The 21,023-nt window shown below is 70.3% G+C and carries 19 protein-coding genes and 1 pseudogene; 10 read left to right on the top strand and 10 right to left on the bottom strand.

The annotated features are described in order from the left end of the window. Positions 1 to 153: 153 nt before the first annotated feature. Complete coding sequence (locus ITI46_RS15285) at positions 154 to 1,605, bottom strand: NAD(P)H-quinone dehydrogenase (RefSeq protein ID WP_209240086.1); 1,452 nt, start codon at positions 1,603 to 1,605, stop codon at positions 154 to 156. A gap of 88 nt (positions 1,606 to 1,693) precedes the next feature. Between ITI46_RS15285 and ITI46_RS15280 the strand changes: the two genes are divergently transcribed. The 4 genes from ITI46_RS15280 (at position 1,694) to ITI46_RS15265 (ending at position 6,021) form a co-directional block, all read left to right on the top strand. Continuing rightward, positions 1,694 to 2,131, top strand: a complete 438-nt coding sequence (locus ITI46_RS15280; RefSeq protein WP_209240085.1) for a gamma-glutamylcyclotransferase family protein — start codon at positions 1,694 to 1,696, stop codon at positions 2,129 to 2,131. Between the two features lie 318 nt (positions 2,132 to 2,449). Continuing rightward, positions 2,450 to 3,271, top strand: a complete 822-nt coding sequence (locus ITI46_RS15275) for a purine-nucleoside phosphorylase (RefSeq protein ID WP_209240084.1) — start codon at positions 2,450 to 2,452, stop codon at positions 3,269 to 3,271. 89 nt (positions 3,272 to 3,360) lie between these two features. Next, a complete protein-coding gene (locus ITI46_RS15270; protein WP_209240099.1) occupies positions 3,361 to 5,061 on the top strand; it encodes a phospho-sugar mutase in 1,701 nt (566 codons plus the stop codon). A gap of 105 nt (positions 5,062 to 5,166) precedes the next feature. Further along, a complete protein-coding gene (locus ITI46_RS15265) occupies positions 5,167 to 6,021 on the top strand; it encodes an arylamine N-acetyltransferase family protein (protein ID WP_209240083.1) in 855 nt (284 codons plus the stop codon). A gap of 72 nt (positions 6,022 to 6,093) precedes the next feature. On the opposite strand, the gene ITI46_RS15260 is transcribed toward ITI46_RS15265, so the two are convergent. From ITI46_RS15260 to ITI46_RS15250, 3 genes are all read right to left on the bottom strand, one after another. Beyond that, positions 6,094 to 6,534 (bottom strand): SH3 domain-containing protein, encoded by a 441-nt coding sequence (locus ITI46_RS15260; RefSeq protein WP_209240082.1) that lies wholly within the window; start codon positions 6,532 to 6,534, stop codon positions 6,094 to 6,096. Between the two features lie 201 nt (positions 6,535 to 6,735). Further along, the gene (locus tag ITI46_RS15255) at positions 6,736 to 7,488 is read right to left on the bottom strand and encodes a PH domain-containing protein (protein WP_209240081.1); all 753 of its coding nucleotides are present in this window, start codon (positions 7,486 to 7,488) and stop codon (positions 6,736 to 6,738) included. Between the two features lie 73 nt (positions 7,489 to 7,561). Next, positions 7,562 to 8,299, bottom strand: a complete 738-nt coding sequence (locus ITI46_RS15250; RefSeq protein WP_209240080.1) for a VOC family protein — start codon at positions 8,297 to 8,299, stop codon at positions 7,562 to 7,564. A gap of 133 nt (positions 8,300 to 8,432) precedes the next feature. Here ITI46_RS15250 and ITI46_RS15245 point away from each other — a divergent pair, with 133 nt between their 5' ends. Then, positions 8,433 to 9,500, top strand: a complete 1,068-nt coding sequence (locus ITI46_RS15245) for a hypothetical protein (RefSeq protein ID WP_209240079.1) — start codon at positions 8,433 to 8,435, stop codon at positions 9,498 to 9,500. A 244-nt stretch (positions 9,501 to 9,744) separates the two neighbouring features. Here the strand turns inward: ITI46_RS15245 and ITI46_RS15240 are convergent. Further along, a pseudogene (locus ITI46_RS15240) lies at positions 9,745 to 9,930 on the bottom strand (carbohydrate kinase family protein); the annotation flags it as partial. 60 nt (positions 9,931 to 9,990) lie between these two features. On the opposite strand from ITI46_RS15240, the gene deoC reads away from it, so the two are divergent. The 3 genes from deoC to ITI46_RS15225 are packed head-to-tail and all read left to right on the top strand — an operon-like array spanning position 9,991 to position 13,327. Next, positions 9,991 to 10,968, top strand: coding sequence for a deoxyribose-phosphate aldolase (gene deoC / locus ITI46_RS15235; RefSeq protein WP_209240078.1), 978 nt, complete (start codon positions 9,991 to 9,993; stop codon positions 10,966 to 10,968). A gap of 3 nt (positions 10,969 to 10,971) precedes the next feature. Next, positions 10,972 to 12,456 carry an aldehyde dehydrogenase family protein gene (locus tag ITI46_RS15230; protein ID WP_372451954.1) on the top strand — a complete coding sequence of 495 codons (1,485 nt, stop codon included), beginning with the start codon at positions 10,972 to 10,974 and terminating at the stop codon, positions 12,454 to 12,456. Continuing rightward, the gene (locus ITI46_RS15225) at positions 12,443 to 13,327 is read left to right on the top strand and encodes an aldehyde dehydrogenase family protein (RefSeq protein WP_209240077.1); all 885 of its coding nucleotides are present in this window, start codon (positions 12,443 to 12,445) and stop codon (positions 13,325 to 13,327) included. Before ITI46_RS15230 ends, ITI46_RS15225 begins: the two co-directional genes overlap by 14 nt. A 20-nt stretch (positions 13,328 to 13,347) precedes the next feature. Here ITI46_RS15225 and ITI46_RS15220 read toward each other — a convergent pair whose 3' ends face one another. Genes ITI46_RS15220 through ITI46_RS15210 form a run of 3 tightly spaced genes read right to left on the bottom strand, consistent with a single transcriptional unit; the run spans position 13,348 to position 15,554 of the window. Further along, positions 13,348 to 13,743, bottom strand: coding sequence for a MerR family transcriptional regulator (locus ITI46_RS15220; RefSeq protein ID WP_209240076.1), 396 nt, complete (start codon positions 13,741 to 13,743; stop codon positions 13,348 to 13,350). A gap of 40 nt (positions 13,744 to 13,783) precedes the next feature. Continuing rightward, the gene (locus ITI46_RS15215; protein ID WP_209240075.1) at positions 13,784 to 14,836 is read right to left on the bottom strand and encodes an NADP-dependent oxidoreductase; all 1,053 of its coding nucleotides are present in this window, start codon (positions 14,834 to 14,836) and stop codon (positions 13,784 to 13,786) included. A gap of 34 nt (positions 14,837 to 14,870) precedes the next feature. Then, positions 14,871 to 15,554 (bottom strand): winged helix-turn-helix transcriptional regulator, encoded by a 684-nt coding sequence (locus ITI46_RS15210; RefSeq protein WP_209240074.1) that lies wholly within the window; start codon positions 15,552 to 15,554, stop codon positions 14,871 to 14,873. Positions 15,555 to 15,643: 89 nt separating this feature from the next. Between ITI46_RS15210 and ITI46_RS15205 the strand changes: the two genes are divergently transcribed. After that, positions 15,644 to 16,855 carry a pyridoxal phosphate-dependent aminotransferase gene (locus ITI46_RS15205; protein ID WP_209240073.1) on the top strand — a complete coding sequence of 404 codons (1,212 nt, stop codon included), beginning with the start codon at positions 15,644 to 15,646 and terminating at the stop codon, positions 16,853 to 16,855. Positions 16,856 to 16,924: 69 nt separating this feature from the next. After that, a complete protein-coding gene (locus ITI46_RS15200) occupies positions 16,925 to 19,003 on the top strand; it encodes an NACHT domain-containing protein (RefSeq protein ID WP_209240072.1) in 2,079 nt (692 codons plus the stop codon). A gap of 71 nt (positions 19,004 to 19,074) precedes the next feature. Here ITI46_RS15200 and ITI46_RS15195 read toward each other — a convergent pair whose 3' ends face one another. Together ITI46_RS15195 and ITI46_RS15190 are read right to left on the bottom strand one after the other, a co-directional pair. After that, positions 19,075 to 19,680, bottom strand: a complete 606-nt coding sequence (locus ITI46_RS15195) for an MBL fold metallo-hydrolase (RefSeq protein WP_209240071.1) — start codon at positions 19,678 to 19,680, stop codon at positions 19,075 to 19,077. After that, positions 19,680 to 20,768 carry an S-(hydroxymethyl)mycothiol dehydrogenase gene (locus ITI46_RS15190; protein ID WP_209240070.1) on the bottom strand — a complete coding sequence of 363 codons (1,089 nt, stop codon included), beginning with the start codon at positions 20,766 to 20,768 and terminating at the stop codon, positions 19,680 to 19,682. The genes ITI46_RS15195 and ITI46_RS15190 overlap by 1 nt, the downstream gene beginning before the upstream one ends. Positions 20,769 to 21,023: the final 255 nt, after the last annotated feature.

The raw sequence follows: 21,023 nt of genomic DNA, 5'->3' as shown, positions 1-21,023 counted from the left end.
CGGAACTGACAGTAACGCCAACGACCGTCTACGTTCAGCACTATGCGTCGATTAACCGAAGTTGTTCGTATGGCGGCACCGAACGTGGTATAGGGGATCAGTTCGGGACCGATCCGGTGCGGCTTCGCCCCCGCCCAGTGCCGTCACGTGGAGTCAGTGGGGTTCGGCCAGCTTGCGGGTGTGCAGCTGACGGGCGACCTCGGCGATCGAGCCCGTGAGCGAGGGGTAGACGGTGAAGGTGTTCGCGATCTGCTCGACGGTCAGATTGTTGTCGACGGCGATCGCGATGGGATGGATCAGCTCGCTGGCCCGCGGCGCGACGACCACACCGCCGACGACGATCCCGGTGCCGGGGCGGCAGAACAGCTTCACGAAACCGTCCCTGATGCCCTGCATCTTGGCCCGCGGGTTGCGCAGCAGCGGCAGCTTGACGACCCGCGCCTCTATGGCGCCCTTGTCGACGTCCGCCTGGGAGTAGCCGACGGTCGCGATCTCCGGGTCGGTGAAGACGTTCGCGGAGACGGTCTTGAGGTCGAGCGGGTTCACCGTGTCGCCGAGGAAGTGGTACATCGCGATCCGGCCCTGCATGGCGGCGACGGAGGCGAGCGCGAGAACGCCGGTGCAGTCGCCGGCGGCGTAGACGCCGGGCGCCGAGGTGCGGGAGACCTTGTCGGTCCAGATGTGGCCCGACTCCTTGAGCCGGACGCCCGCCTCCTCCAGGCCCATGTCCGCGGTGTTCGGGATGGCGCCGACCGCCACCAGGCAGTGCGTGCCGGTGATCGTACGGCCGTCCTGGAGCGTGACCTCCACCCGGTCGTCGTCCGTCAGCTTGGCGGAGGCGGCCCGGGAGCGGCTCATCACGTTCATTCCGCGGCGCCGGAAGACGTCCTCCAGAACGGCGGCGGCGTCCGGGTCCTCGCCGGGCAGCACCCGGTCGCGGGACGAGACGAGGGTGACCTGCGAGCCCAGCGCCTGGTAGGCGCCGGCGAACTCGGCACCCGTCACGCCCGAGCCGATGACGATAAGTTCCTCGGGCTGCTCGGTGAGGTCGTAGAGCTGCGTCCAGTTCAGGATGCGCTCGCCGTCCGGGCGCGCGTCGGGGATCTCGCGCGGGTGGCCGCCGGTGGCGATCAGCACGGCGTCCGCGGTGAGCTGCTCCTGGCTGCCGTCCGCTGCCGTGACGGTCACGACGCGGGAGCCGTCGGCCGCCTGGCCGGGCTCGAGGCGGCCACGGCCCCGCACCACGCGGCCTCCCGCACGGGTGACGGAGGCGGTGATGTCGTGCGACTGGGCGAGGGCCAGGCGCTTGACGCGGCGGTTGACCTTGCGGATGTCGACGCCCACGACGCGGGCCGGGTCGTCGGGGTCGTGCGTGGTGTCCTCGACCCGGATGCCGAGCTCTTCGTACGAGGAGTCGAAGTTGGTCATCACCTCGGCGGTGGCGATGAGCGTCTTGGACGGTACGCAGTCGGTGAGCACCGAGGCGCCGCCGAGGCCGTCGCAGTCGACGACGGAGACTTCCGCGCCGAGCTGCGCTGCCACCAGGGCTGCTTCGTATCCGCCAGGGCCGCCACCGATGATCACGATCCGAGTCACATGCCCCATTGTCCCGCACGCGGTACCGGCGCGGCGCGGTGGGGGGCTCCCTCGCCGCGGAACCTTCCGGGGTGAGGGGCGCCGTTACTCTCGAAGGATGTCGCTCTACGCCGCGTACGCCGGCAATCTCGACGCCCGTCTGATGGCGCGCCGCGCTCCGCACTCTCCGCTGCGGGGCACCGGCTGGCTCACGGACTGGCGGCTCACTTTCGGGGGTGAGCACATGGGATGGGACGGGGCGCTGGCCACGATCGTGGAGGCGCCGCGCTGTCAGACCTTTGTGGCGCTGTACGACATCGCGCCGATGGACGAGGACTCCGTGGACCGCTGGGAGGGCGTCGGGCTGGACATATACCGGCGGATGCGGGTGCGGGTGCACACGTTGGAGGGCGAGGAGCCCGCGTGGTGTTTCGTCCTCAACGGCTATGAGGGCGGTCTGCCCTCGGCCCGCTACCTGGGGGATGTCGCGGACGCCGCGGAGTCGGCGGGGGCGCCGCACGACTATGTGATGGAGCTCCGCAAACGGCCGTGCTGAGGGTGCCTCGCTTGTGGTGAGGGGGTGCCCCTTGCTGTCCGTTGCGGGCTGCGGGTGCGTTTTGGGTTGCTCGCGCAGTTCCCCGCGCCCCTGAATTGCTCTCCGCGAAGCTTGGGCAGTCTGCTCCCCCAGCCTCCGGCCGGGTGGTGCCCCCGGGGCGCAGGGTGGGCAAGCGCAGCCCCCTATGCGGGGTACGCGGAATGAGACCTGGCAGAAGGCACCGCCCCACAGGCATAGCGGCCGTGTCTTCGTCCGGACCTGCACATCAGTTGCGCCCTACGTCTACGCGCGTAGGCGATAACGGGCTACCCTCGTCGCGTGAACGCTTCTGCCACTACGCACATCGCCGACGACCCCTACCGCTCCGCCGAGGAGGCCGCCGCCAAGCTGCGGGCCCTGACCGGCGAGGACAGCCACGACGTGGCCCTCGTCATGGGCTCCGGCTGGGTGCCCGCGGCCGACACGCTCGGAGTGGCCGACCACGAGCTCGCGGTCACCGAGCTGCCGGGGTTCCCGCCCCCGACCGCCGCCGGCCACGCCGGCAAGATCCGCTCGCACCGGGTGGGCGACAAGCGCGCACTCGTCTTCCTCGGCCGTACGCACGCGTACGAGGGCCGCGGTGTCGCGGCCGTCGCGCACGGGGTGCGTACGGCCGTGGCGGCGGGCTGCAAGACCGTCGTCCTCACCAACGGCTGCGGTGGGCTGCGGCCGGGCATGCGGCCGGGTCAGCCGGTCCTCATCAGTGACCACATCAACCTCACCGCCACCTCCCCCATCGTCGGGGCCAACTTCGTCGACCTCACCGATCTGTACTCGCCGCGGCTGCGCGCGCTGTGCAAGGAGATCGACCCGACGCTGGAAGAGGGCGTCTACGTCCAGCTCCCCGGGCCGCACTACGAGACACCGGCCGAGATCGGCTTCGTCCGCACCATCGGCGGCGACCTCGTGGGCATGTCCACCGTCCTGGAAGCCATCGCCGCACGTGAGGCCGGGGCCGAGGTGCTCGGCGTCTCGCTGGTGACCAACCTGGCCGCAGGGATGACGGGCGAGCCCCTCAACCACGAAGAGGTCCTGCAGGCGGGCCGGGACTCGGCGGTGCGCATGGGCACGCTGCTCGGCGAGGTGCTGAAGCGGATCTGAGCCCTCCGCGTCACCCTCTGTGACGGCCAGAGATCGGATACTCCCACCCCATGGCTCTCCAGCCCACCGTGAAAGGCAGGACCAAGAAGATGAGCGACGGCCTGCGGGACGACGACGCGCTGCTCGCCCGGGCCCGCGACTGGCTGGCCGAGGACCCGGACCCGGAGACCCGCGAGGAGCTCGCCAAGCTGGTCGAGGCCCGCGATGTGGCCGAGCTGCGGGACCGGTTCTCCGGCACCCTCCAGTTCGGCACGGCCGGACTCCGCGGCGAACTGGGCGCGGGTCCGATGCGGATGAACCGGGCCGTCGTCATTCGCGCGGCGGCCGGGATCGCCGCGTATCTGCGGGCGCACGCGGGGGACGGGGACCGGCCGCTGGTGGTGATCGGGTACGACGCGCGGCACAAGAGCGCCGACTTCGCGCGGGACACCGCGGCCGTGATGGTCGGCGCCGGGCTGCGCGCCGCGACGCTGCCCGAGCCGCTGCCCACCCCCGTGCTGGCGTTCGCCGTACGGCATCTGGGCGCCGCCGCCGGGATCATGGTCACCGCCAGCCACAACCCGCCGCGCGACAACGGCTACAAGGTCTATCTGGACGACGGCCTGCAGATCGTGCCGCCGGCCGACGGACAGATCGCGGACCTGATCTCGTCCGTGGGGCCGCTGGGCGGTGTCCCCCGCCCCGGCTCCGGCTGGCAGGTGCTCGGCGACGACGTACGGGACGCCTATCTCGCGCGTACCGCCGCCGTCCTCACCGAGGGCTGGCCGCGCGACGTGCGGGTCGTGCACACCGCGATGCACGGGGTCGGGCACCGCACGGCGCAGCTCGCCTTCGCGCGTGCGGGCTTCCCCGGGCTCGTCCCGGTGCCGGAACAGGCCGAGCCCGACCCGGACTTCCCGACCGTCGCGTTCCCCAACCCGGAGGAGCCCGGCGCGATGGACCGCGCGTTCGCGACCGCGCGCGCCTGGGAGGCCGAGCACGGCGAGCGCCCCGACGTGATCATCGCCAACGACCCGGACGCGGACCGCTGCGCCGTCGCCGTACCGGACGCGCGAGCCGGGGCCGGCTGGCGGATGCTCCGCGGCGACCAGGTGGGCGCGCTGCTGGCAGCGCACCTGATCGGCAAGCACGCCGAGGGGACCTTCGCGACGACCATCGTCTCCTCCTCGCTGCTCTCCCGGATCGCCGAGTCCGCGCGGCTGCCGTACACCGAGACGCTGACCGGCTTCAAATGGCTGGCCCGGGTGGACGGGCTGCGCTACGGCTACGAGGAGGCGCTGGGCTACTGCGTCGACCCGGAGGGCGTACGCGACAAGGACGGCATCACGGCGGCGCTGCTCGTCGCCGAACTGGCCGCCGGGCTGAAGCAGGCCGGGCGCACGCTGACGGATCTGCTGGACGACCTCGACGTCGAGCACGGCGTCCACGCCACCGACCAGCTGTCGGTGCGGGTGGCCGACCTGTCGCTGATCGCCTCCGGAATGCGGCGGCTGCGCGCCGAACCGCCGGCCGCACTGGGCGGACTGGCCGTGGCGCAGGCCGACGACCTGAACCAGGGCAGCGAGCTCCTTCCCCCGACGGACGGGCTGCGCTACCGGCTGGCGGGCGCCGACGGTGTCGAGGGCGGACGCGTCGTCGTCCGGCCCAGCGGCACGGAGCCGAAGCTCAAGTGCTATCTCGAGGTCGTCGTCCCGGTCGGGGATTCCGCGGAGCTGCCCGGCGCACGGGAGCGCGCCGCTGGCGTACTGGAACAGCTCAAGGCCGACCTGAAGCAGGCGACGGGGCTCTGAGCCCGGGCGGCCAGGGGCGGCTGTTCCGCGCCTCCGGAATAGCCGCCCCCTTCGCGTAGGTTCCCCGAGCAGCCCCGTAAGAGCTCCAGGTGGGAGACCGACGACATGTGGCACGGTGACCAGCTCGACCTCGACGCCTATCTCTCCCGGCTGGGATACGAGGGGGAGCGCGTCCCCGCGCTGGAGACGTTGCGCGCGCTGCAGCGGGCGCATGTGCTGTCGGTGCGCTGGGACAATCTGGACAGTTTTCTGTATCGGTCGGTCTCGCTGGAGTTGGCGGATCTGGAGGAGAAGCTGATCCGCCGTGGGCGGGGCGGTTACTGCTATGAGCACGTCACGCTGTACGCGGCGGCGCTGGAGCGGCTGGGTTTCCGGTTCACCGCGGTGAGCGGGCGGGTGCAGCTGGGTGCGGAGAAGATCCTTCCGGCGACGCATGCGATGCTGCTCGTCGATCTCGGCGGGCGGCGCTGGCTGAGCGATGTCGGCTTCGGCATCAGTCCGCTCGCCCCGATCGAGCTGGTGGACGGCAACGAGGTGACGATCGAGGGCCGGCCGTTCCTGCTGCGCCGTACGGAGATCACGCCGGGCGCTGACGGCTGGGCGCTGCACCAGCCGGACGGCCATGGCGGCTGGATGGTGCGGCACAACTTCACCGAGAACCCGCAGTATCCGGTGGACTACGCGCTCGGCAACCACTTCATCGCCACCAGTGGCCACTCCCCCTTCAACCGCCGCCCGTTCCTCCAGCGCATCCGCGCCGACCGCACCGACCAGCTCGACGGACTCATCTGGACGACGACGGCGGCGGACAGTACGGAGCCCGAGCCCGACGAGCAGCGCACCGTGGAGCCGCACGAGCTGCCCAAGCTGCTGTCGGACACGTTCGGGGTGGAACTGTCGTCGCAGGAGGCGGAGTTGCTGGTCGAGCGGACCCGGGAGGGGTCGGCTCAGCCGTCGTGACCGAATGCCGAGGAGGCTGTCGCCGCAGTGGGTTCTGCGGCGGCAGCCTCCTGTCGCAGCGTCAGGTGAGGATCAGCACTTCGCGCTGTAGGGCAGGTTGGCGCGCTTGTCGCCCTTGAAGTAGATGGCGCTGGAGTAGCCCCACTTCTTGGCGGCCTTGTTGTACGCCTTGATCCAGATGTTGTTCGTGTAGCCCTCAGCGGTGACGGTGTCGCCGTAGATCCAGCACTGTGCCTGGTGCGGGTTGTCGCCCGTCCCCAGGGTCCCGATCAGCGAGGACGAGGTGTGCGGACCTGTGCGGTGGTTGACCCTCGCCCAGACGTTGACCGTGTAGGTCGCCACCGTCGCCGACGGTGCCGGAGCACCGGCCACCCCGCGGCTCGAACTCACCGCCGAGTCCCCGGACGACTGCGGTGCTGCGGTCGCGGTCCCGGCCGCCGTCACCGTCAGCGCGCCGGTCAGGAGCGCGCCGCCCACGAGCAGTGCGCGGGACCCTTTGAGCACGTTCTTCATTTGGTTTTCCCCCCGAAGTGAATCAGTCCCGCCCCCCGGCGGGAGCTGTGTGACCACAGGTTGCCGCGGTCACCGGACGTCCACAGCTTCTACGCCAGACACGTGGCAGCCCAGACCAAATGGGCGGATGGACCGATTCCTCCCGACTGAACGGCCGAATATCGCCCGCTGTCGTAGGACAAGGAGGGCATTCCGGGTGCGTCAGCTCGTCGCCAGCAGTACGGCAAGGAGGACGGCGCCCGCCACGGCCGGGGCGATGACCTCGAACGACCAGCGGACTGCGACCTCGCCCTGGGCCTCCTCCTCGCCCCCGTGCGTCTCCAGCAGCTCGCGGAGCTCGTCCACGGACTGGTCTGAGGGGGCCCGCTTCTCCCGCAGTTCCGACTCGTCCGGGGCGAGGTCCGGCACACCGCGCCCGCCGAACAGTCCGCCGGGCCCGGTGGCGGGCGGGCGGCCCGAGGCGATCCGCTCGTTGTGCCGGGTCGCCTTCTTCCGGGCCCGCAGCGAGACGGGGATGGCCCAGAGCTGGTACTTCGTGCCGTTCGCCACGAACTCGCTGGAGTAGCCTGCGCGTACCGTCTCCACGGCCCCCCACGGCGCCTCGATGGTCCGGAAGGGGTTGCGCACCCGCATCCGCTGCTCCCCCGCGAAGACGGCGGGGCGCAGGGTGAAGGCGACGACGAGCGGCACGGCGAACAGCAGCCCGGCCAGCGCGAGCCACGGGGTGCGGCCCTCGCCGCCGAGGATCGCGTCGATCGACAGCCACAGCCCGATGGCCAGCATGGCGATGCCGCCTGCCATGGCGGCGGCCGAGCGGTAGACGCGGTCCGGAAACGCCTGGGCAGCGTTTTCGGGCGCCTCGCCGGATCCGGTTCCGGATCCGGTTCCGTTTCCCGGTCCGCCACCGGCGTCGTTTCCGGCCCCCTCGCCCTGGTCCTTCTCCTCGCTCGTCATGCGAACGATTGTGCCGGACCGTCCGTATGACGGACGTTGCGGTACGGCATCGAAGGCGCCGGCGTGCTCCGCGTCAGAGCGGGGCGAGGACGCAGAACTCGTTGCCCTCCGGGTCGGAGAGGACCGTCCACGGCACATCGCCCTGGCCGATGTCGAGATCGGTGGCGCCGAGCGCCCGCAGCCGGTCCACCTCCGCCTCCTTGTCGTCTCCGGGATACGGCCGGAGGTCGAGATGGATGCGGTTCCACCCCGTCTTCACGTCGGGCGTGCGGAGGAACTCGAGATACGGCCCGACGCCGTCGGCGGAGCGCAGCACCGCCCGGTCGTCGGTCACCTCGTGCAGGGTCCAGTCGATCGCCTCGTCCCAGAACCGGGCCATGGCCCGCGGGTCCGCGCAGTCGACCACCACCGCGGCCACCGGCCCGGTGTCCCGGTAGATCTCCCGGGGCTCCAGCACACAGAACTCGTTGCCCTCCGGGTCGGCGAGGACCGTCCAGGGCACGTCGCCCTGGCCCACGTCCGCGGGGGTCGCTCCGAGGGCCTGGAGGCGCGCGACCAGGTCTGCCTGATGGGCCGCCGAGGTGGTGGCGAGGTCGATGTGGAGGCGGTTCTTCACCGTTTTGGGGTCGGGTGTACGGAGGATGTCGATGCAGATCGCGCTGGGGTCGGGGTAGGGGACGCCTTTGGGCTCCAGATTGGTGACGCCGGGCTCCTCGCTGCTGATCCCCCAGTCCAGCACCTCGGCCCAGAACTGGCCGACCGTGGAGTCGTCCAGAGCCTTCATCGCAATTTGTACGGGACGCGTCGCCATGCGGCTGATCCTATGCCGATGACCTTCAGCTCAACCCTCAGTTTTCCGACGGGATGCTCAGTGGCGGTCAAGTCGAACAGAGGAAGGGTATGGCCCTTGCTGACCACAGCTGTCATACGGGCGGAGGGTACGCATGGAAGCGGCCAACCTGGCATCGATCGTCACGCAGATGATCACCGCCCTGGCAACCGGGGCAGGCACCAGTGTGGGAACGGCAGCCGGTGAGGAGGTATCCCGGCTGGTCCGGGACCGGCTCGGCGGATCTCAGGAAGGCCGTACGGTACTGGCGCAGCTCGATCAGGAGCCTGGATCAACTGAAGCGGAAAGCCAGGTGCGGACGGTCCTGACGAGGGTTCTCGCCGACGATCCAGACTTTGCGACACGGCTGGAAACCGCTGCGACGCAGAGCACGCTCCATGCAGGCAGGGACATGACCGTACAGACGGTCAGCGTCAGCAGCAGCACCGTGAAGGGCACCATCAACATCGGTCCATTGACGATCACGAAGTCACGTGGCGCATACCTTGCTCTTGGCGCTGCCGTCATCGTGCTGGCCTTATTACTTGCCTTGGGTACATATGGCACGGTGCAAGTGATCAGCACCGACAACTCACCAGCCACGCCGTCCACCGACTCGACCACTACCCCGCACACCGGAAACGTGCCCAAACTAAAGCCGATCACGACCAGAAACGTCGCGAAGGCGGTCATGCCGGACCAGTCCGCCCTGCCTGCCGGCTGGTCGGCAGCCGGCGAACCCGATGTGGTTACGGCAAGCGAGGCAAGGTATCCGGTTGATCCGGGCGACCCGCCGCTCGAAGGCGGCATAGAACTCACAGGGCCTGACTACGGCATCACTCTGGAAATGGACTTCTTCGAGAGCGCGGCCTCAGCCTCGAAGAGATTCAACCGCTCCGACATCCTTGCGGGATGGGACATCGATCAGGACATCGAGTCTCTAGCCATGCCGAAAATCGGTGACGAGAGCATGGCCTTCATCGACTACACCCCCTCCGGCCACGTGGTGGGGATGGTCGTTGCGGCCAGGATCGGCACCGTCGTGTGCCAATTGGGGGCGACCGACACTGCCAAGCCCGCCGACACCGCCGACGAGGTCTTCGCCTTCACCCGGATGTGTATCCAACGCGCCAAACAGGGGCAGCAGGGCAGGACGCCGGATGCGGTCGTGGAAACAGGCTAGATGAATCGCTGGTGCCGACGAGTTGAAGCGGACATGCGACGCAGCGTTCACGGCCTGGTCCCGTATGAGAGACCGTGCTGGCCGCGTGAACCCTTTATCCCACCTCGGCTGCGTTCCGCGCACGTCCGGCGTGGGCGCCGTTCTGCCGCCGTCGCCGGGGGATGCGTTTGGGGAACCGACCAGTCGGTATGTCGGAGGGGCCTGCCCCACCGGGTTCCCCACCCGGCCGGGGCAGGCCCGCGAGCGCGGGGCTCAGGTCGATGTCCTCACTGACGGAGAGCGCCTCCCAGCAGTAGTCGCCGTACATGTCGTCGCCGAAGGCCGCCGCGAGCGCGGTGCGCGGCCCGAGCCTGCGCAGCGCGGTCGCCATGTCGGCCACTCCCCCGGGGCTGGAGCCCACGCCGCAGGCCCAGGTCTCGGTGCCCCGCAGGCCGGGGGCTGTCTATGGGGTGACAGTCACTACGCGCGTAGATATGGTGCCCTGGTGACCATGTCTACCGATGCGGCCCCTCGCGACGCCGGGAGGGGCTCCCTCTCCGATGTCGTGACTTCCGACGCCGCTCTCCGTCGCTTTCTGCAGGGGCTCCCGGGTGTCGACGCGGTCGGGCTGGAGGCCCGGGCCGCCGCGCTGGGGACCCGTTCCATCAAGACGACCGCCAAGGCGTACGCGATCGATCTGGCGATCTCGATGATCGACCTGACGACGCTGGAAGGCGCCGATACGCCGGGCAAGGTGCGGTCCCTGTGCGCGAAGGGGGCGAACCCCGACCCGGGTGACCGGTCGGCGCCCCGGGTCGCGGCCATCTGTGTGTACCCGGATATGGCCCGCGTTGCGAAGGAAGCGCTGGCGGAGCTGGGGGCCGGCGAGATCAATGTGGCGTCCGTGGCGACCGCGTTCCCGGCCGGGCGGGCCGCGATGCCGGTCAAGCTGGCCGATACGCGGGAGGCGGTTGCCGCCGGGGCCGACGAGATCGACATGGTGATCGACCGGGGGGCCTTTCTCGCCGGGCGGTACCTGCAGGTCTTCGAGGAGATCCGAGAGGTGAAGGCCGCCTGCGGTGGGGCTCATCTGAAGGTGATCTTCGAGAACGGGGAGCTGGCCACCTACGACAACATCCGGCGGGCCTCCTGGCTGGCCATGCTCGCCGGGGCCGACTTCATCAAGACCTCGACGGGGAAGGTCGGCGTCAACGCGACGCCGCCGAACACGTTGCTGATGCTGGAGGCCGTACGGGACTTCCGGGCCGCGACGGGGCGTCAGGTGGGGGTCAAGCCCGCGGGTGGGATCCGCACGGCCAAGGACGCGGTGAAGTACCTGGTGCTGGTGAACGAGACGCTGGGCGATGACTGGCTGAGCCCCGACTGGTTCAGGTTCGGGGCGTCCAGCCTGCTGAACGACCTGCTGATGCAGCGCCAGAAGCTGTCGACCGGGCGCTACTCCGGTCCCGACTACGTAACGGTGGACTGAGCCATGACCGAACGAGCCATGACCGAACAGCCGTCACAGCCGTCACAGCCGTCGAAGTTGTTCGCTTACGCACCCGCGCCCGAGTCCCGCGCCGTCGTCGACATCGCACCGTCCTATGGGCTCTTCGTGGACGGGGAGTTCCGGGAGGCAGCGGCCGGAAAGGTGTTCAAGACGCTGGCACCCGCCAGTGAGGAGGTGTTGTCCGAGGTCGCCTACGGGGACGCGGACGACGTGGACGCGGCGGTGCGGGCCGCGCGGGGTGCGTTCGGGGCGTGGTCGGCGCTGCCGGGCGCGGAGCGGGCGAAGTATCTGTTCCGGATCGCGCGGATCATCCAGGAGCGTTCGCGCGAGCTCGCGGTGCTGGAGACACTGGACAACGGCAAGCCGATCCGGGAGACAAGGGACGCGGACCTGCCGCTGGTGGCGGCGCACTTCTTCTACTACGCCGGGTGGGCCGACAAGCTGGCGTACGCCGGGTGCGGGCCCGAGCCGCGTCCGCTGGGGGTTGCCGCGCAGGTCATCCCGTGGAACTTCCCGCTGCTGATGCTGGCCTGGAAGGTCGCTCCGGCGCTGGCCACCGGCAATACGGTGGTGCTCAAGCCCGCCGAGACGACGCCGCTGTCGGCGCTGTTCTTCGCGGACATCTGCCGGCAGGCGGGGCTGCCCAAGGGCGTCGTCAACATCGTGACCGGCGACGGTGCGACGGGCGCCGCGCTGGTGGCGCACCCGGATGTGAACAAGGTGGCCTTCACCGGGTCGACCGTCGTGGGCAAGGAGATCGCCCGCACCGTCGCGGGGACGGACAAGCGGCTGACGCTCGAACTCGGCGGGAAGGGCGCGAACATCGTGTTCGAGGACGCGCCCCTGGACCAGGCGGTCGAGGGCATCGTCGGCGGCATCTTCTTCAACCAGGGGCAGGTGTGCTGCGCGGGCTCCCGGCTGCTGGTGCAGGAGTCGGTGCAGGAGGAGGTGCTGGACGCGCTCAAGCGGCGGCTGAGCACGCTGCGGGTCGGCGATCCGCTGGACAAGAACACCGATGTGGGGGCCATCAACTCCGCCGAGCAGCTGGCCCGGATCACCGAGCTGGCCGAGGCGGGCGAGGCGGAGGGCGCGCAGCGCTGGTCGCCGCCGTGCGAGCTGCCCGGCGAGGGCTACTGGTTCGCGCCGACCGTCTTCACGGGCGTCAGCCAGGCGCACCGGATCGCCCGGGAGGAGATCTTCGGCCCTGTGCTGTCGGTGCTCACCTTCCGTACGCCGGACGAGGCGGTCGCGAAGGCCAACAACACGCCCTACGGCCTCTCCGCCGGGATCTGGACGGAGAAGGGCTCGCGGATTCTGAAGCTGGCCGACCAGCTGCGGGCCGGCGTCGTGTGGGCCAATACGTTCAACAAGTTCGACCCGACCTCGCCGTTCGGCGGCTACAAGGAGTCCGGCTACGGCCGCGAGGGTGGCAGGCACGGTCTGGAGGCTTACCTTGAGCACGCCTGATGCGCGGAGCAGCGCGCGGCTGTCCGTACTGAAGACCTACAAGCTGTACGTCGGTGGCAAGTTCCCGCGGAGCGAGAGCGGCAGGGTGTACGAGGTGACGGACGCCAAGAGCGGCCAGTGGCTGGCCAATGCCCCGCTCGCCTCCCGTAAGGACGCGCGGGACGCGGTGGTCGCGGCCCGTAAGGCGTTCGGCGGCTGGTCGGGGGCCACGGCCTACAACCGCGGGCAGATCCTCTACCGGATCGCGGAGATGCTGGAGGGCCGCCGCGAGCAGTTCGCCGCCGAGGTGGCGGCGGCCGAGGGGATCTCGAAGGCGAAGGCGCAGGCGCAGACGGACGCGGCGATCGACCGCTGGGTCTGGTACGCGGGCTGGTCGGACAAGGTGACCCAGGTGGTGGGCGGCGGCAACCCGGTCGCGGGCCCGTTCTTCAACCTGTCGACCCCGGAGCCGACGGGCGTGGTGGCGGTGCTGGCCCCGCAGCGGTCCTCGCTGCTGGGGCTGGTCTCCGTACTGGCGCCGGTGATCGTCACCGGCAACACGGCAGTTGTCGCCACCTCGCGCAACGCGCCGCTGCCCGCCCTCTCCCTCGCCGAGGTGCTGGCCACCTCCGACCTGCCCGGCGGCGTGGTCAATGTGCTCTCCGGCAACACCGCGGAGCTCGCCCGCCCGCTGGCCGCGCACCAGGATGTGAACGCGATCGACCTGGCGGGCGCCGAGGCGGAGCTGGCGGCCGAGCTGGAGGGCGCAGCGGCGGAGAATCTGAAGCGGGTGCTGCGGCCGGGCGACGACGACTGGGCGGCCGAGCCGGGGTTGGGGCGGCTGACCGCCTTCCTGGAGACCAAGACGGTCTGGCACCCGATCGGCGCCTGACCGTACGCGGGTCGGGGCGCTCACCCCGACCCGCGTACGGCCGCCCCGGCGCCCTGTGCTGCCAGCCAGGGCATCCGGTGCACAAGGGTGTCCCGCAGCCTGGTGAGAGCGGCGATCTTCTCCTCCAGTTCGGCAACCCTGCGCTCGCCGACGGCGTAACCCTCGGCGCACACCGGTGCGTACGCGAACACCTCGGGCAGCTCGGCGTCGAGCCAGTGGACGAAGGACTTGACGTTCTCGACAGTGAACCCGGAGGCCAGCAGGTCGCGTACGTTGCGGACCCTGGTGACGGCGGCCGGGTCATAGACCCGGTAGCCCGACGCCGTACGGCCGGACTCCAGCAGACCCTGCGCCTCGTAGTAGCGCAGGGCGCGGGTCGTGGTGCCGGTCCGTTCGGCCAGCTCGCCTATCAGCACGGCAGTCTCCTTCGGTCGAGCACGACAGTCTCCCCCGGGGTCAACCGCAGAGCCGCACCACGGTCTTCCCGCTGTAGCTGCCGCCGACGAGATCCAGGAGGGCCCGCGGCGCGTTCTCCAGCCCGTCGATCACCGTCTCGTCGTAGACCAGCGCTCCCTCGCGCAGCCAGCGGCGGAACTGCTCGCCGAACTCGGCCGCCCGCTCCAGGTGGTCCCACAGGGTGAACCCGCGGATGGTCAGCCGCTTGCCGAGGACGCCCACCAGGTCGCCTGGGCCCTCGTCGGGGCGGCCGGTGCGCTGGCGGTTGAGGGCTCCGCAGACGGCGATGCGGCCGTGGACGTTCATGACCTCGATGGCCGCTCGCAGCTGTTCGCCGCCCACGTTGTCGAAGTAGACGTCGATGCCGTCGGGGGCCGCCTCGCTCAGCCGGTCGAGGACCGGTCCCTCGTGGTAGTCGAAGGCCGCGTCGAACCGGAGCTCCCCGGTCAGCCGGGCGACCTTGGCCGGCGAACCCGCGCTGCCGATCACCCGTCCCGCCCCTTTGAGCCTGGCGATCTGTCCCGCCATGCTGCCGGTCGCCCCGGCGGCGCTGGAGACGAAGACCGTGTCCCCGGCGCACAGCTGTGCGGCTTCCATCAGCCCGACGTAGGCGACGAGGCCGAACCCCAGGTGCATGGAGGGGCGCGGGTAGAGGTCGCGCGGCACGCGCCGGAACGCGTCGCGGGCGGCCACGGCGTATTCCCGCCAGCCCAGCCGGTGCACCACCAGATCGCCCTCGCTCAGGGACGGGTCCGCTGAGGCGACCACCTCGCCGACGGCGTCTCCGTACAGCACCTCGCCGACCCCGTAGCCCGGCGAGGGCAGCTGCGACTGGCCCGACATCAGCATCAGCATTCCGGGGTCGAGCGACATGTACAGGTTGCGCACCAGCACCTGACCAGGCGCGGGGCGCGGAACGGGGGCCTCCACGAGCGCGAAGTCGCCGGGTACCGGAAGCCCGTCCGGCCGGGCGGCCAGGCGCACCTCCAGCCCGGTGCGAGGGGCGGCGGAAGGCGCGGGTGTCACTGGGTGCTTCAGCGAAGTGTTGTCCATGCCGCGACGTTAGGGATTGACCCATACGTCAAGGTCAAGGCCGAGCGGGGCACCCCACCCGCACCGTTCCGGCACGGACGCCGTCCGCCAGGCTCAGCGAGCCCTCCGCGAGGGCCGCGCACGCCTCGGCGTCCAGCTCCAGCCGCGCCCCGGCCCCCTCGGCCGCCGGACCTTCGCCGTACACCGGACCGTCCTGATTCCCGTTCTCGTCCAGCCGCAGGTGGAAGGTGCCCTCGGGCAGTACGACATCGACGAGCGCGACCCCCGCGTCCACCGTGTCGCCGACCGCCCGTCGCACCGCCTCCCGCAGCGGCAGGGCCCACCAGTGGGCCCGTACCGCGTCGGTGGCGCGGGGTTTGCCCAGCGCGGGGGCGCCCCAGGAGGCGAGGGCTGTCAGTACGGGGAGCAGGGCGCGGCCGCGCTCGGTGAGTTCGTAGACGTAGCCGGAGGCGGGCCGCGGCTGGCGGCGCCGTTCGGCCAGCCCTTCGCCCTCCATGTGCCTGAGCCGCGCGGCCAGTACGTCGGTGCTGACGCCGGGCAGATCGGCGTGCAGGTCGGTGTAGCGGCGAGGCCCGGCGAGGAGTTCGCGGACGATGAGCAGGGTCCAGCGGTCCCCCACGGAGTCGAGGGCGCGCGCCATGGCGCAGAACTGGTCGTAACTGCGGCGGGACCGCCCGGCGTTCGTCGTTCTCTCGCTCGTACTCGCGTGGCTCGGCATGTCGCTCAGTCTAGACATTAAGTTGGACTTTCCAAGTGCCAGCTTGGTAGAACCAAGTAGCCACACGTGGACCAGGAGGGCGGGGCAGCATGGAGTTCCGGCAGTCGAACAAGCTCAGCGAGGTCTGTTACGAGATCCGCGGCCCGGTGATCGAGCAGGCCGACGCGCTGGAGGAGGCCGGCCACAGCGTGCTGCGGCTGAACACCGGCAACCCCGCGCTGTTCGGGTTCGAGGCGCCGGAGGAGATCATCCAGGACATGGTGCGGATGCTCCCCCAGGCGCACGGCTACACCGAGTCGCGCGGCATCCTCCCGGCCCGCCGCGCGGTGGCCCAGCACTACCAGCAGCGCGGCTTCCCCGAGGCCGACGTGGACGACGTCTACCTCGGCAACGGCGTCTCGGAACTCGTCTCGATGGCCGTACAGGCGCTGGTCGAGGACGGCGACGAAGTCCTCATCCCCGCACCCGACTTCCCGCTGTGGACGGCCGTGACGACGATGGCGGGCGGCAAGGCCGTGCACTATGTGTGCGACGAGCAGGCCGACTGGCTGCCCGACCTGGACGACATGGCGGCGAAGATCACCTCCCGTACCAAGGCCGTGGTCATCATCAGCCCCAACAACCCCACCGGAGCCGTCTACCCCCGCGAACTGCTGGAGGGCATCCTCGACCTGGCGCGCCGCAACGGGCTGATGGTCTTCTCCGACGAGATCTACGACAAGATCCTCTACGACGACGCCGTCCACCACCATGTGGGGGCGTTGGCCCCTGACCTGGTGTGCCTCACCTTCAGCGGGCTGTCCAAGGCGTACCGGGTGGCGGGCTTCCGCTCCGGCTGGCTGCTGGTCTCGGGCCCCAAGCAGCACGCCCGCAACTATCTGGAGGGCCTGGGCATGCTCGCCTCCATGCGGCTGTGCCCCAACGCGCCGGCCCAGCACGCCATCCAGGCCGCGCTGGGCGGGCGCCAGTCGATCGCGGACCTCGTGCTGCCCGGCGGGCGGCTGCACGAACAGCGCGACGTCGCCTGGCGCAAGCTGAACGAGATCCCCGGCGTCAGCTGCGTCAAGCCGAAGGGCGCTCTGTACGCGTTTCCCCGGCTGGACCCCGACGTCCACAAGATCTACGACGACGAGCGCTTCGTCCTCGATCTGCTGCTCCGCGAAAAGATCCAGGTCGTCCAGGGCACCGGCTTCAACTGGGCCCGCCCCGACCACTTCCGCATCCTCACGCTGCCCCGCGCGGACGATCTCGATGCGGCGATCTCCCGCATCGGCCGCTTCCTGGAGAGCTATCAGCAGTAGGCGTCGTCCTGACCCCGATAGCGCGGAACCGGGTGACTCTCCATACGCGAACGGTCACACTTGTGACTTGTGAACCGACGAGGGAACGCCTACCGCGGAATCGTCTGGAAAGTCCTGAGCTTCGGCGCGATCGGCGCCGCGATCGCGCTCTGGTTTCTGCGTGACAGCGGCCCGCTGCGCGGAACTCCGGGCATGGACCTCATCGCGACGCTGGCCGCTCTGCTCCTGGGTGCCCCCGGCATCTACGGTCTGCTCCTCACCAGGCGCGCCGACGAATCGGACCAGGAACGGCGGCTTCGGGACTTCTCCCGTCAGGTCGGAAAGGTATTCAAAGGCGCGCCAAAGGGCTATTTTCCCGGCTCCGGTAATGCCATCTCGGTGGACTTCCGCGACGCGGCCGACCCGGAAGCGAAGCCCGATGAACCACTCGGCGAGTACTTCGAGAACCTGCCCGCCCACCGCAAACGTCTGGTCGTTCTGGGCAAGGCCGGGGCAGGCAAGACGGTGGCGGTCATCCAGCTCATGGATCACCTCCTCAAGACCCGCGGCGAGGGAGCGCCGGTGCCGGTGCTCGTCTCCCTGACGCAGTGGAACACGGATCGGCCGTTCCAGAAGTGGCTGGCGGAGGAACTGACCGACCGCAGGCTGGTTCCCAGCCGGGCCGTCGCACGAGAACTGCTGAAGGAAGGACTGGTCCTGCCGGTGCTCGACGGCTTGGACGAGATGGATCCGCCGGGCACCCCCGAGCGGAAGTCACGCGCGCGCGAAGCCCTCAGGAAGATCGAGGAGGAATACGACGCCATGGTCGGCAAGTTCCCGCTGGTCGTCGTGTGCCGCTCCGACAGATACCGGGCCCTCCCCCGAACGGCGCGGCTCACCCACGCCACCGTGGTCACGCTGCAACGCCTCGACAGCGCCCGGCAGCTCGCCTTTCTGCGGGATGCGGGGCTCCAGGACGAAGCGGGCCAGTGGCTACCGGAGTGGCGCGCCGTGGCCGAGGCACTGACCTGGGACGACGAAAGCGGTGGGCCGCGCGGTCTGGCACGCGTACTGGACACTCCCTGGCGCATGGCGCTGCTGACCACCGTCTACGCCGCGAGGGACGACCGGAGAGGGCCCGTTCCCTCTCCGGACGCCCTGCTGTCGATGCCGGAACACGAGGTCCCCGACCATCTGCTCGGCCTCTACACCCGTGCGGCGACCGCGAGCCAGACCGTTCGCCCGCCCGGCGTACGGTTATGGCGGAGCCGGAAGCACGACGCGGCGAAGGTGGAGGCGTGGCTGGCCACCCTCGCCCGCTATCTGCGGGACAACGGCGGCAGACACGTCGGCGACCACGTCGTGTCCGGTACGGACCTGGTGCTGCACCGGCTCTGGCTGTTCGACAAGAAGTCCTTCAGCAACGACGCGTTCTTGTGGATGCTGGCTCCCCTGGTCAGTGTCACGGTCACGAGCAGGTACGGCACTCGTATCCCGGACACCACATACGGTGCGGTGGGAGTCCTTCTCACCGCCCAGTTCGGCTACTTCCTGTCGGGCGGCGTCTACGGCGTCATGCCGCGCCGCCTCGAATGGCGACGGCTCCTACGGCCACCGCACCACATCAACTTCCTCTTCGGCTGCGCCGGCGTGGTCCTCGGCGTGCCCTTGTGGACGTACGTCTTCGGCTACCGGCGACTTGAGCTGGGGCTGGCCGCCGCGGTGAGCTACATACTGCTGGTGGCCGTCTTCTTCGCCTCGAGGCCGGTGGCCGAGCATCCGCAGTCCGCGGTGACCGGCCCCCGGGACCCGCTGCGCGCGGAGTTCCGCCTCGGGGTGATGACGATGGTGGCCGCCTCCCTGGCGCTGGGCGCGATCCTGTCCCAGTCGTTCCAGTCGTGGTCGGGCTACGGCTACGGCCTCGGCATCATCGGGTTTCCGGCGTTCGTCTTCGCCACCCGCGGCTGCCGCAGATATCTCGCGTTCCGTATGCACACGAACGAGCTGCCGTGGCGACTCGGCCCCTTCCTCGACTGGTGCTGCGAAGCGGGGCTGATGAGGGTCGAGGGTCTCGCCTACCAGTTCCGGCACCGGGAGCTGCAGGACTGGCTCAAGGATCACCCGCCGCAGGCACCGGCAGGCCCCCCGCCCGAGCCGGCGCTCCCTTGAGGGCCCGGGTCGCCCCCAACGAGGACCCGGCCGCCGCTGCCCCATGACGGACAACGGCGGCCGGCCGGCCCTCAGACGTTCGCCGTCTCCTCCCCCACCGTCGTACTGTCCCCGTGCCCCGTCCGCACGACCGTCTCCAACGGCAGCGTCAGCAGCCGCTCCTTGATCGACCGGACGATGGTCGGGTGGTCCGAGAAGGACCGCCCGGTCGCCCCGGGGCCGCCCTGGAAGAGCGTGTCGCCCGTGAAGACGGTGCCCAGCGCGGGAGCGTAGAGGCAGACCGCGCCGGGCGCGTGCCCCGGAGTGTGCAGCACGGTCAGCTCCGTACCGGCCACCGAGACCACCTGGCCGTCCACCAGTTCGCCGTCCGGCGACCGCTCCGGGTGCGTCATCTTCCACAGCGGCAGATCGTCCGGGTGCAGCAGGATCGGCGCGCCCGTACGCTCCGCGAGCGCGGGGGCCGCGTCGATGTGGTCGTTGTGCGCGTGGGTGCACACGATGGCGCGCAGCGTACGCTCGCCGAGCGCCGCCGCGATGGCGTCGGCGTCGTGGGCCGCGTCGATGACGACGGCCTCGGTGTCGTCCCCGACGATCCACACGTTGTTGTCGACCTGGTGCACCTCGCCGTCCAGCCGGAACTCCCCGCTGGTGACGAGGTGATCGATACGGGCCGCCATCAGAAGACCACCACCGAACGCAGCACATCGCCGCCGTGCATGCGCTCGAACGCCTTCTCCACCTCGTCCAGCGCGATGGTCTCGGTGACGAAGGCGCCCAGGTCCAGCCGCCCCTGCTGGTGCAGATCCACCAGCATCGGGAAGTCCCGGGAGGGCAGACAGTCGCCGTACCAGGAGGACTTGAGCGAGCCGCCCCGGCCGAAGACGTCCAGCAGCGGCAGCTCCAGCTTCATCTCCGGCGTCGGTACGCCGACGAGGACGACGGTGCCGGCCAGATCGCGGGCGTAGAACGCCTGCTTGTACGTCTCGGGGCGGCCGACCGCCTCGATGACGACATCCGCGCCGAAGCCGCCGGTCAGCTCGCGGATGGCTGCGACCGGATCAGCGGTGGCCGAGTTGACGACGTGCGTGGCGCCGATCTTCTCGGCGGTGGTGAGCTTGCGGTCGTCGATGTCCACCGCGATGATCTTCGCCGCGCCCGCCAGCCGCGCCCCCGCGATGGCGGCGTCCCCGACGCCGCCGCACCCGATGACGGCGACGGTGTCCCCGCGGGTCACCTGCCCGGTGTTGATCGCCGCACCGATCCCGGCCATCACTCCGCAGCCCAGCAGTCCGGCCACGGCGGGCGGGACCGCCGGGTCGACCTTGGTGCACTGCCCCGCGGCGACCAGCGTCTTCTCGACGAAGGCCCCGATGCCCAGGGCAGGCTCCAGCGCCCGCCCGTCACTCTTGAGGGTCATCTTCTGCTCGGCGTTGTGGGTGTCGAAGCAGTACCACGGCCGCCCGCGCTTGCAGGCCCGGCACTGTCCGCACACTGCGCGCCAGTTGAGGATCACGAAGTCGCCGGGCGCGACATCGCTGACGCCCTCGCCGACCGCCTCCACGACGCCCGCCGCCTCGTGCCCGAGGAGGAAGGGGTAGTCGTCACTGATCCCGCCCTGCTTGTAGTGCAGGTCCGTGTGGCACACGCCGCACGCCTGCACCTGAACGACGGCCTCGCCGGGCCCGGGGTCGGGAACGACGATCGTCTCGACCCGCACCGCCTCGTTCCTGCCCGGCGCGACGACCCCGCGTACTTCCTGAGCCATACGTGAGGGCCTCCCTCTTCCATCGGGTGCTGTGGGGCGCCATTCTCGCTGGCCGGGGGCGGTTTTCGGGAGGGGCGGACGCGGGTCGGCGGCAACGATTTTCCGCCGCTCTCGTTTCCGCACGCGCCTTCGAATCCACCGGGTGCATAGCGGACAATGGTTGCCCGTGACCGACTCCAGCGACGCATGCGACGTATCCGAGAGAGCAACACAGGCGACGCCCGCGCTCCCCGCCCCGCACCGCGCCCCGGCGCC

It is taken from the genome of Streptomyces oryzae (assembly GCF_017676365.1).
Lineage (GTDB): Bacteria > Actinomycetota > Actinomycetes > Streptomycetales > Streptomycetaceae > Streptomyces > Streptomyces oryzae.
Note: the sequence above shows the minus strand (reverse complement) of the source record. Positions and strands in the feature narration are given on the sequence as shown.